Source organism: Streptomyces atratus (assembly GCF_040655115.1).
Classification (GTDB): domain Bacteria; phylum Actinomycetota; class Actinomycetes; order Streptomycetales; family Streptomycetaceae; genus Streptomyces; species Streptomyces atratus_D.
Genome location: NZ_JBFAJH010000028.1, coordinates 39936 through 51168, shown reverse-complemented (window position 1 = coordinate 51168; position 11233 = coordinate 39936). Strand labels below are relative to the sequence as shown.

The window sequence follows — 11233 nt, the reverse complement described above, 5'->3', positions numbered from 1 at the left end:
CGCTTCTGAACCATCTGCAGAGCATGCACGCGAGTGTTCGGAGAGCCCACGCGGCCTGTCCGATTCGCACGGCCCAAGGGATTCACACAGTCCATACAAGGGATTCACATGGTCCATACAAAGGAGAGGTGCCAGGGCGAAGCAGACCATTCTCGGCCGTGTCACCCAGCCGGCAAAGGCCAATATCAACGCGCTGCTGGATCAGGCGGAGGATCCGCAGAAGATGCCGGACCAACTGATCCGCGACTACACGGCGAACGTCTCGGAGGCCGAACAGGCGGTGGCGGCGACCATCGGCAATCTGCGGCTGATGGAGCAGGACCACGGCGAGGAGGTCGCCGCGGCCAAGGAATGGGGCGACAAGGCGCTCGCCGCCAGTCGCAGGGCCGACGAGCTGCGGGCGGCGGGCTCTGCGGCAGAGGCCGACAATCCGGAACGGCGGCCGCTCTGACACCAGGTCCCGGTCCCGCGCTCAGAACATGCTCAGCAGCTGCTCGACCGTGCGCTCGACGGCCGGTTCCCCGTCGGGCAGCGGCAGTTCGAACCAGACGGTCTTGCCGCGCGGAGTCCGCCTCGAACCCCAGGCCGCACTCAGCAGTCCGACCAGCTGCAACCCACGCCCGCCCTCGTCCGTGTCGCGCGCTCGGCGTCGCCGCGGCTGGACGAGACCTGCGTCCCATACCTCGCACACGAGCGTACGGTCGCGCAGCAGCCTGAGCCGGATCTCACCCTCGCCGTAGCGCAGGGCGTTGGTGACCAGCTCACTGACGAGCAGTTCGGTGGTGTCCACCAGGTCGTCGAGCTCCCAGGCGAGCAGTTGACCACAAGCCAGTTCGCGGGCGCGGCCGACGGAGCGGGGTTCGCGCGGCAGCCGCCAGTCGCCGACCGCGTCGACCGGTAGCCCTTGGATGCGAGCCATCAGCAGGGCGATGTCATCCTCGCCGTGCCGGGTGTCGAGGGTGGTCAGTACGTGGTCGCACACGTCCTCGAGCGGGAGCTCGGCTTCGATGAGGGCATCGCGCAGAGCCTGCAGTCCTTCGTCGAGCGGGTGGTCGCGGGACTCGACGAGACCATCGGTGTAGAGGGCGAGGAGGGCGCCCTCCTTCAATTCGACCTCGACTTCCTCAAAGGGTTCGCCGCCGACGCCGAGCGGCATCCCGGGCGGGACGTCGAGCAGCAGGGCGGGTTCGCCCGGTTCGACCACAACAGGGGGGAGGTGTCCGGCGTTGGCGAAAGTGCACCGCCTGGTGACCGGGTCATAGACGGCGTAGACACAGGTCGCCAGGTAGACCTCGGAGAGATCTGCGTCCCGGGCCTTGTGGGACGCTCGTGACGGCCACTGGGCGCCCCCGAGGCCGTCGGAGGGGGTGCTGGCACCGGGGGTGCCCAGTCCGCGGGCGACCTCGTCGAGCGCGGAGAGCACCTCGGCGGGTTCCAGGTCGAGGAGAGCCAGAGTCCTTACTGCGGTGCGTAGTTCGCCCATGGCGACGGCGGCCCGCAACCCACGGCCCATGACATCGCCGACCACCAGGGCAGTGCGGTGTCCGGGGAGTTCGATCACGTCGAACCAGTCGCCGCCTACCTCGGTCGCGGTGTTGCCGGGGAGATAACGGCAGGCGATGTCGAGACCGGCGGCCTCGGGATCGCCCGGTGGCAGCAGGCTGCGCTGGAGGATCAGTGCCCGCTCGTGCTCGCGCCGGTAGAGGCGGGCGTTGTCGATACAGACGGCGGCGCGGGCGGCAAGTTCGGTGGCGAGGGCCCGGTCGCGTTCGCCGAAGGGTTCGCTGCCTTTGGTGCGGGAGAACTGGACGAGGCCGACGACGGTGTCATGGGCGACCATCGGAACGGCAAGGGTGGACTGGACGAAGCCGTGGTCGTCGCCGGGGACGTCCTCGACGCGGCCGGTCCGCAGGGCTACGGAACAGGGGGAGCTGAAGGAGTAACGGTGAACGGCGCCCAGCGCGGGCGGGTCGGTGGCGCCGTCGGACGCGGCGCCGTCCGGGGCGGTGGTCGGCAGGACGTCCGACACGGCGCTGGCGAAGGCGACACGGCGCAGTTCTGCGGATCCGCCGACGGACTCGTGGTGGAACGAGCCCAGACTTCCGGGCGGCGCCTCGTCACCGGTGAGCAGTCCCTGGTAGAGGTCGACCGAGGCCAGGTCGCAGAAGCCGGGTACAGCGACGCCGAGGAGTTCGCGGGCGGTGGTCTCCAGATCGAGGGAGTTGCCGATGCGCGCGCCGGCCTCGTTGAGCAGGGCCAGGTTGCGGCGGGCGCTGGCGGCCTCGCGGGCCGCGATGTGACGGCCGGTGACGTCGGTGGCCAGTCCGGCTATGCCGATGGGGCGGCCTGCTCCGCTGTGCACGCGGTAGAGGTTCATCGACCAGTGGCGGCGCTCGGCGTCGCCGGGCGCGGTGCCGACGAGTTGGAGATCGGTGACGGAGTCCCCGGTCTCCAGAACACGCCTGAGCGTGGCGGTGAGCCGGTCGGCCTCGGGGCGGGCGAGGTAGTCGTCGACCGTGCGGCCGCGGTGGTCGTCGGACTTGCCGCCGAAGACGGTGGCGAAGCGCTGGTTGGCGCGCACGACCGTGAAGTCTGTGCCGAACAGCACGAAACCGAAGGGAGATTGACCGAAAATTGCCTGCGATGCCGCAAGGTCCGTCTCGATACTCCGTAGGGCGCGGACGTCCACGACGATACAGAGGGCGGCCCGTTCCCCGCGCTCCGTCTCGCTGGGCATCACATAGACCTCGGCGAGACCGTGCACGGCGTCCTCGCCCGGCATCCGAAAGGGGACGAGGCCCGTCCACTCCTTGCCGTCGAGTATCTCGCCGACCCGGCGATGGCCGCCGGTGCGCAGCTCTGCGGGCATGAACGTCTCGACCGGGTCCCTGCCCACCGCCTCGTGCGCGGCAATGCCGAAGAGACCGGCGGCCCGGCGGCTCCACTGCTCGATCAGCCCGTCGGAGCCGATCGAGAAGGAGGCGACCCTGATGTAGTCATAGATCGAGCCAGGCGGGCTGCTCTGCCACACGACGTCGCCCGCTGTCCCAGGTATTTCGCTCACGCGACCGTCCCCTCCAGCTCACACACCGGACCGGTCCTGCCCGCAGTATTCAGCACTACGGCGCTTACCGACACGGCGTTCACGATCACAGCACGGCCACAGTCCCTTTCAGCCAGGTTCTGCCCGGCCTCTGGTGATCGCTGTGCGTCCCACCCCACTCCTAACCAGGGAGGGCCAGCTCGAACCACACCGTCTTGCCACTCTTTCCGCGCCGGGTCCCCCAGCGACGCGCGGAACAGGCCACCAGCTGCAGTCCTCGACCACCTTCGTCGTCGGGTCCGGCAGGGTGTTCGGTGGGCGGATCCGGAAGCGGATCGGAGACTTCCACAAGCAGTCCGGGGCGGGCGTCCGGAACTTTGCCGTCGAGGTGCGGGCGCACCAGCCGTACACCGATGGGGCCCGAGGCGTAGCGCAAGGAATTGGTCACGAGCTCGCTGACCAGCAGGACGGTCACATCACCGACGGCCGCGTCGAGCCCCCAGCCGCGCAGCGCCTCGTGGACCGCATGCCGAGCAGTACGCACGGCGCCCGGCACAGCTGGAAAGGTCCACTCGGCGCAGTCGCCTTCGGCATCGATCACGCCGATCACTTCCCAAGACCAGCAACGAGGAACGTCGTGTTTAAGGGGTCTAATCAGCACATACCCGATATTTAAGGCGGACTATCGCTGGAATCGACACCTGGGGCGTACGGGTGTATGGCGACGTGCGCACCGAGGGGACGTGCCTGATCAGCGGCGCGCGCCGCCCGGCAGGCTCCGAGTCGGCGCTGTTCCGGTCCCCGTCGGCGCGGATCCGGTCGGCGCTGTTCCCGTCGGCGCCGTTCCGGTCGGGAGGCGGCGCATGGCTTCGGCGACGGCGGGCCGGTCCTGATCCAGCCAGTCGACCTCGTCGCCCTCGCCGGGCCCGAGCCAGCGCAGCTCGTCGTGGTCCTGAAGTGGAACGGGCACACCGGACACCAAACGCGCGGCCCACACCCGGAGTACGTATCCGGGCTTGAGCGGCCACTCGCCGGGAATGCGCTCCAGCGGCTCCGTCTCGACGCCGAGTTCCTCGCGGAGTTCACGTACGAGCGCCTGCTCGCCGCTCTCCCCCGGCTCCAGCTTTCCACCGGGCAGCTCCCAGCGGCCGGCCAACTCGGGCGGGGCACTGCGACGCGCGGCCAGCAGGCGCCCCCGGTCATAGACAGCTCCGGCCACCACCACGCGATCATTCATAGGCCGGAGCGTAGTCCCCGGTTCCGCCCCTCACAGGTCTCCCCCGCCCCGCACCGCCCCCGCGATCGGTCCGTGGGTCAAGGCCGGGCGCTCTGCCCCATGCGCTCCACCCAATAGAGCTGCTCGTGTCCGCGGTTGTCGAGCTTGTCGGCGATCCTCTGTGCCTCGTCCTGCGTGGCATACCTGCCGACGCGGTACCGACTGCCGTTGTCGTCCTGCCGTATCACCAGCCAAGGGAGCACGGCACCGCTGTCGCTCATCGCGTCCCTCCCGAGCATTGAGCCCCTCCCCTGTACAGCGTGCACGTCTCGAAGGATCCCCAGGAAACCGCAGTACGCATATGCCCGAGCCTACGCCTGACCTTTACGCAACGGATAAGTAATTACACAAAGAGATACCAATCCGGCCAACGCGAAGGGGGCGCACCCACTCGGATGCGCCCCGCCCCCGGTGCCTCACGGATCAAATCTGCCGCTTGCGCCTCCGCCACCTCTGCCCGCTCCGGCGCCGTGCGCAGCGTCGGCATCGGCATGACGACCGGGCCGACAGCCGGGTCCTTGCGGCAGACGCCCCCGCACTCCGCGTCCAGCGAGAGAGCTCGACAGCGAGCCCGCGATCAAGCCCACCAGCGCGCGAACCGCCGCTCACCTGACGGGAAGGTGGTAGGCGATCCGGTAGCGATCCGCAGGCACCACCACATCCGCCGTCTCCACCGCCCGCCCCGATGCGTAGTATGTACGCCCGATCACCATCACCACATGGCCCGGCACACCGCCGAGAGTCAGGAGCTCCTCCGCCAGCCCCGGACGCGCGCCGACCTGTTCGACCACGTTGTCCACGACGACATCGATCGCGGCCATCCGCTCGACCACCCCGCAGCCGCCCAACGGGCCCTCCTCCGGCAGCATCACCGGCGTGCGCCCCGTGACGGCGAGGGGCTCCCAGGAGGTGGAGAGCATCATCGGTTCCCCCGCTTCCCGGAAGATGTATCTCGTACGCATCACCCGGTCGCCCGCCTCGATGCCGAGCCGTTCGGCGATCTCCGGACTCGCCCCTTCCTGCTCGCTGCGGGACTCCCACGTCCCCCGCACCCCGTCCGCCGTCTGCTCCTGGCGGAACGGGCTGGCACCGGCGCCCGAACGGTATCCGGAACGGGCGATGCGACGCGGGACCGGGCGCTCGCGCACATACGTACCGGAACCGGAGCGCCCCTCGACCAGCCCCTCTGCCATCAGCACCTTGCGCGCCTCCAGCGCGACCGTGTCGGAGACTCCGTACTCCTCGCGGATACGGGCCTGCGACGGCAGGCGCGTATGCGGCGGCAGCGAGCCATTGGCGATCTTCTCTCTCAGATCGCTCGCAACGCGTAGATAGGCGGGCTGCTCACCGAAAGTCACAGGGCACTCCCAACAGGTTGACAGTCTGCAACAGCCTGGCAACCGTCGGTTGTGGACCGCAAGCGCAGGCCAAAGTTTCACCCGAAGTGATGATTTGGCGCCGTCCTGCACATACCCGGGACGCGATCACCCCGGATCATCCGCGATCGGCCTCAACCGTTTCTATCGGGCATCCACGGGCGCGACCTCCAGGTCAAGGACCTGGACACGAGCGGGCCCCCCGCCAAGCTCACCCACATCACCTACCCCTTCGGCAACGCGAGTGCCGACGGCACGTGCGTGGCCGGACATGCGCCCGTCAAGACGGACGCCGGGGCGGACCACGTCCGTCCGCTGGACGCCGCCGGGCCGGTGGACGGCGTCGCGGACACCGGCACCGAGCCTCTCGCGGGCAACTTCGATCAGCTGCGTGAGCTCACGGCCAAGCACCCCGGCCTGAAGGTGATGATCTCGGACGACGGAGAGCCGACCCGCCGTCGACCAGGGCCTGGGCCGGCGGTAGCAGGCGAGAGGGTGTGGGGGCGGCCGCCCCCACACCCTCGGTCCGTTCAGCGACGCATCGTCGTGATGATCAGAACTGCAGGGCCCAGGAGTTGATCTTCCCGGTGTCGGCCGCGGCATTGTCACTGACCCGCAGCTTCCAGGTCCCGTTGGCCACCTCCGACGAGGCGTTCACCGTGTAGGCGGTGATCACGTTGTCGGCGCTGCCGCCCGTTCCGTACGCCTTCAGGTTGTAGACCGACCCGTCGGGCGCGACCAGGTCGATCTTCAGGTCGCCGATGTAGGTGTGCGTGATGTCGACGGGCACGCTCAGCGTCGCAGGTGCGTTGCCGGTGACACCGGTGACGGTGATCGGCGACTCGACCGTGGAGTTGTCGCTGATGGTGTAGCTCGTCGCGTTCTCGAACCTCGGGCCCGGCGGCGTCGTGGTGCCGCTGCCGACGTTCAGCAGCCGGTTCGGCGAACCCGTACCCGGGCTGGTCACCACTCCGGTGCTGGCCGCGGCGACCAGTCCGGCGGAGACCTGCGCAGGGGTCTCGCTCGGGTGGTCGGCCAGATAGAGGGCCGCGGCGCCGGCGACGTGCGGGGTCGCCATCGACGTGCCGGAGATGGTGTTGGTGGCGCTGTCGCCGGTGTTCCAGGACGAGGTGATCGACGAGCCCGGGGCGAAGATGTCCAGCACGCTGCCGTAGTTGGAGAAGCTGGAGCGGGCGTCGGTGCTGGTCGTGGAACCGACGGTGATGGCCTCGGTGACGCGTGCCGGGGACTTGGTGGAGGCGTTGGTCGACTCGTTGCCCGCGGCCACCGCGTAGGTGATGCCGGACGCGATGGAGTTGCGCACGGCGGCGTCGAGGACGGAGTCCGCCCCACCGCCCAGGCTCATGTTGGCGACGGCGGGCTTGACGGCGTTCGCCGTCACCCAGTCGATGCCCGCGACGACCTGTGCGGTCGTGCCGGAGCCGCTGTTGTCGAGGACCCGCACGGCGACGATCTTCGCCTTCTTGGCGACGCCGTACGCGGAACCGGCGACGGTACCCGCCACATGCGTGCCGTGGCCGTAGCCGTCCTGGGCGGTGTTGTCGTTGTCGATGGCGTCGTAGCCGTACGAGGCACGGCCGCCGAAGTCGCTGTGGGTGATCCGGACACCGGTGTCGATGATGTACGCGGTGACACCCTCGCCCGCGTTGTCGGGATAGGTGTAACTCCGGTTCAGCGGCAGGGTCTTCTGGTCGATCCGGTCCAGTCCCCACGAGGGCGGTGACGGCTGGGTGCCGGAGACCGTGAAGGTCCGGTTCTGCACGACGGACTCGACGGCCGGGTCCGCGGCGAACTTCTTCGCCTGCGCCTCGGAGAGCTCGACCGCGTAGCCGTTGAGGGCGGCGCGGTAGGTCTTCCTGATCGTGGCGCCGTACTCCCTGGCGAGCGCCTTGCCCTGCGCGGAGCCGGCGTCGGCCGCCGCCTCGTCGAGCGTGACGATGTAACTGCCGCTGATGGCGTCCGGCGCGCCCGCGTTCTCGATCCGGCCTTCCGCCGCGGTCCCGGCCGCGGTGGCGGGGAACACCGCCGCGGCGGAGAGCACGAGGGCCGCGCCGGCTATGACGCTCGCCGCAGCGATTCTTCGACGCGCGTGGGGGGTGTGACGCATCACTGACATGTGAGGGGTCCTCCTGAATCGCCTTGCGCTGGTGTGGCGTTGCGAACCGCTTGGGTACGGAAGCGAACGCTGTACAACATGAACATGACAACCATGCGGTTGACAGATTCGACGTTGCCCGTTCCCCGCTGTCAGCGAAAGATTGACCGATCCATGGGAATCCCACAAGACGGCCTTGCAGTGCGCCATACCTTTGCCATTCACCCGCCACACGGCTGACATGCTGGCGGGCATGGCCACATATCTCTGCCCGCAGGACGGCACCCGCGCCGACACCACATCTCTGACCTGGTGCTGTCCGGTCTGCCGTGGCCCCTGGGACCTCGACTTCGAGCCGGACACACCGCTCTGCGTCAACGCGCTTGCCGGACGCGTCAATTCACTGTGGCGTTACGAAGAGGTGCTGCCCCTCTCCTCGCCCACCACCAGCCTCGGCGAGGGTCGCACGCCGCTCGTACCGCTCACCGACACGGTCTCTGCCAAGCTCGACTTCCTGATGCCGACACTCTCCTTCAAGGACCGCGGCGCCGTGATGCTCGCCGAGCTGGCCCGCCGTCTCTCCCCCGGTCGCGTCGTCGCGGACAGCAGCGGCAACGCGGGAACGGCCGTCGCCGCGTACTGCGCGCGGGCCGGACTGCCCTGCACGGTGTACGTCCCCGGGGGCACGTCCCCGAAGAAGACCGAGCAGATCCGGGCCCACGGCGCCCGCCTGGAAATCGTCCCCGGCGACCGCGAGGCCGCGGCGTCGGCCGCCAGGACCGCCGCCGACTCCCCCGGCACCTTCTATGCCTCGCACGTCTTCAACCCGTACTTCCTGCACGGCACGAAGACGTACGTGTACGAGATGTGGGAAGACCTCGGCGGCAGGCTCCCCGACGCCATCGCCGTGCCGGTCGGCAACGGCACGCTGCTGCTCGGCGCGGCCCTGGCCACCGCGGAACTCCTCGCCCAGGGTCTGATCGACGCGCCACCCGCCCTGATCGCCGTACAGGCCGAGGCCGTGTCGCCGCTGGCCACCGCGTTCCACCGGGGCGAGCACGACCTCCCCGGCCCTCCCGGCCGGGCCGCCCCCGCCGCCCCCACGCTCGCCGAGGGCATCGCCATCCCCCGCCCGCCGCGCGCCCGCCAGATCCTGGCGGCGGTGCGGGAGTCGGGCGGCACCTTCCTCACGGTGACGGAAGATCAGATCCGTACCGCGCAAAGGGACCTGGCGGCCCGCGGTTTCTACGTCGAGACGACCGGGGTCGCCTGCTGGGCGGCGGTCGGCGACTGGACGGACCGCAGCGTGGTCGTACCCCTGTGCGGGGCTGGGCTCAAGACGGGCCTGGCCCCCTGATCAGGGGTCGGGCCAAGTGAGCGCCTCGCGCAGCCCGGCGTAGGCGTGCCCGATGGGGGGCTTCCCCCTGTATTCGCCACGTACCCCTGCACCGTGTCGACGGCGACAGGACGGGCGAAGCAGGCGAATCTGTTGCGCTGCTTCTCCTCCGCCCAGGCCATCGCGGCCGGGTCGATACGTTCGCTGACCAGGAGGGGGAAGCAGGCGACGCCGGTCTGCATGCCGACGAGCGGCCCGCCCTTGTTCTTCTTGGCGACGCGAGCACCTGCGTGGTGAACGTGTCGATGACCGGGACGGTGATCTCGGGCACGGCGGCGGCCACGGTGTCGGCCCGGCTTCGGCGGGGCCTTTTGCTGTTCAGGGGCGCTTCGAGTACGCATGCGAAAGCCCCGGCAGCGCACTCGTCGTCCGTCGGAGCACCGGTCCGGCTCCGCGCCGGACCGGTGTCTTCGCGTGGCCGGGAGGTGCCGGGACGCGTCCGGGTCAGACCTGCTCCTGGAGCATCTCGTTCAGGCGGCGGGACAGTTCGACCCGGCGTGTCTTCAGCGTGGCGGTGCGCGGCAGTTCGGCCAGCGGGATCTGGACGGGGTCGGCCAGCTGGGGGTACGCGGCGACGGCCGCGCGCCAGCGGGCCGGGTCGAGCGGCTGGTCCCGGTGGGTGCAGACGACCGGGATCGCGTTGCCGTCCGGGCCCGGCACCACGACGACCTCGGCCAGTTCCTCCAGCTTGTCCAGCACGATGTCCTCGATCTCGAGGTTGCTGCCCACCCCGGGGATCGTGTCGAACTCCCGGTCGAGCATGTGCAGGCAGCCGAACGCGGTGCGGTAGCCGACGTCCCCGGTCCGCCACCATCCGTCGTGCACGTTGGCGTCGTAGCGGTCCTGTTCGCCGTGGTAAGTCTTCGCGATCCCGTCCCAGCGGACGTCGATGAAGCCGGGGTTCTTCGACGAGGGCCGCTTGCCGTCCTGGCTCACCAGCCTGACCCGCGCGCTGCCCGGCAGGGGGTAGCCCACGCAGCGGCCGTCCATCCGGTGGGCGGACCTGCGGTAGTACGGGCGGCCGACCGCGGGGCCGACCTCGCTCTGCCCGTAGATCTGGAAGAACTGCGCCTTCTGCCCGGAGGAATGCAGGAGCCGGCGCACCGTTCTCGGATGGATCGCGTCGAAGGTGCTGCTGAAGTACTTCACCGACGCGAACGGCTTTCGCGGATCATCGGCCAGGTCCTCCCACGCCAGGAAGGAATTGGGGAGCGCCTCGATGAGCCATGGGCGGTGCTCGGCAAAGAAATCGGCGACGGCGTCGGGGTCGCCATCGTTCACCAGCAGCACCGGCATCGCCTTGGCGAGGCACAGGGCCATCGCCGCGAACATCCGGGAGTGGCCGAAGGCTATGTGGATCGCGACGGCCCCCCGCTTGCGCATCAGCCCCAGCAGGAACAGCTGCGGGCGGAGCCGGGTACGCATCGTCCGCGGCGTGTGCACGACCAGCTTGGGCAGGCCTGTGGTGCCGGAGGTGTGCGTGATCATGGCCGGCTCGTCCAGGCCCTGGAACACCGGCCGGACCGGAGCCGATCCGGCGAGCTCGGCGAGCGAGACCGCTCCTGGTCCGCAGTCGCCCACACCGATCACGCCCCGGGTGAGCTCCGCCAGCGGCACGTCGGCCGCGGCCAGCGCATCGAGCTTGGGCCCGTCGGTGAGCAGGTGCGGCTGGTCGAGCCGTTCGAGCAGGGCGGCGAGGGCCTCGAAGTCCAGCGTGTGCGACAGCATCACCGGAACCGCGCCGGTCCGCGCCACCGCCGTGGCCAGCAGCCAGACGTCGAAGTTCGCCGCCTTGTAGATCACCACGTGTTCGCCGGGGCGCACACCGGCCGCGGCGATCCGGTTCGCGAGGTCCGCCGTGTGGCCGGCGAGTTCGGTCACCGTCAGGCTCCGCCCGGCCTCCGGCAGGACGTCGAGATCGTGATCGAGGGTGAGCGGCATGGAGCCGTTCACCGCCGCCGCTCTTTCCGGTACGACGCCGAGGTAGAGCCCGCGCTTGTGTATCGAGTTGTTTCCCATGAGACCT

Annotated in this window: 8 protein-coding genes and 2 pseudogenes; 3 read left to right on the top strand and 7 right to left on the bottom strand. The window is 69.6% G+C overall.

Annotated elements, in window-relative coordinates:
- Positions 1–115: 115 nt before the first annotated feature.
- Positions 116–427 (top strand): annotated as a pseudogene (locus AB0I23_RS25915) (PspA/IM30 family protein); the annotation flags it as partial.
- Positions 428–472: 45 nt separating this feature from the next.
- Here AB0I23_RS25915 and AB0I23_RS25910 read toward each other — a convergent pair.
- The 5 genes from AB0I23_RS25910 to AB0I23_RS25890 form a co-directional block, all read right to left on the bottom strand.
- Complete coding sequence (locus AB0I23_RS25910) at positions 473–3031, bottom strand: SpoIIE family protein phosphatase (protein WP_359112744.1); 2559 nt, start codon at positions 3029–3031, stop codon at positions 473–475.
- A gap of 193 nt (positions 3032–3224) precedes the next feature.
- Positions 3225–3653 (bottom strand): ATP-binding protein, encoded by a 429-nt coding sequence (locus AB0I23_RS25905; RefSeq protein ID WP_359112666.1) that lies wholly within the window; start codon positions 3651–3653, stop codon positions 3225–3227.
- Between the two features lie 141 nt (positions 3654–3794).
- Positions 3795–4280, bottom strand: coding sequence for a (deoxy)nucleoside triphosphate pyrophosphohydrolase (locus tag AB0I23_RS25900; RefSeq protein ID WP_359112664.1), 486 nt, complete (start codon positions 4278–4280; stop codon positions 3795–3797).
- 77 nt (positions 4281–4357) lie between these two features.
- Positions 4358–4540, bottom strand: coding sequence for an SPOR domain-containing protein (locus AB0I23_RS25895; protein WP_359112662.1), 183 nt, complete (start codon positions 4538–4540; stop codon positions 4358–4360).
- 384 nt (positions 4541–4924) lie between these two features.
- The gene (locus AB0I23_RS25890) at positions 4925–5677 is read right to left on the bottom strand and encodes a GntR family transcriptional regulator (protein ID WP_359112660.1); all 753 of its coding nucleotides are present in this window, start codon (positions 5675–5677) and stop codon (positions 4925–4927) included.
- Between the two features lie 168 nt (positions 5678–5845).
- On the opposite strand from AB0I23_RS25890, the pseudogene AB0I23_RS25885 reads away from it, so the two are divergent.
- Positions 5846–6139: pseudogene (locus AB0I23_RS25885) on the top strand (glycosyl hydrolase); the annotation flags it as partial.
- Positions 6140–6248: 109 nt separating this feature from the next.
- Here AB0I23_RS25885 and AB0I23_RS25880 read toward each other — a convergent pair.
- Complete coding sequence (locus tag AB0I23_RS25880) at positions 6249–7832, bottom strand: S8 family peptidase (protein ID WP_359112658.1); 1584 nt, start codon at positions 7830–7832, stop codon at positions 6249–6251.
- A gap of 232 nt (positions 7833–8064) precedes the next feature.
- Here AB0I23_RS25880 and AB0I23_RS25875 point away from each other — a divergent pair, with 232 nt between their 5' ends.
- The gene (locus AB0I23_RS25875) at positions 8065–9168 is read left to right on the top strand and encodes a threonine synthase (RefSeq protein WP_359112656.1); all 1104 of its coding nucleotides are present in this window, start codon (positions 8065–8067) and stop codon (positions 9166–9168) included.
- A 483-nt stretch (positions 9169–9651) separates the two neighbouring features.
- On the opposite strand, the gene AB0I23_RS25870 is transcribed toward AB0I23_RS25875, so the two are convergent.
- Positions 9652–11226 (bottom strand): class I adenylate-forming enzyme family protein, encoded by a 1575-nt coding sequence (locus AB0I23_RS25870; RefSeq protein WP_359112653.1) that lies wholly within the window; start codon positions 11224–11226, stop codon positions 9652–9654.
- Positions 11227–11233: the final 7 nt, after the last annotated feature.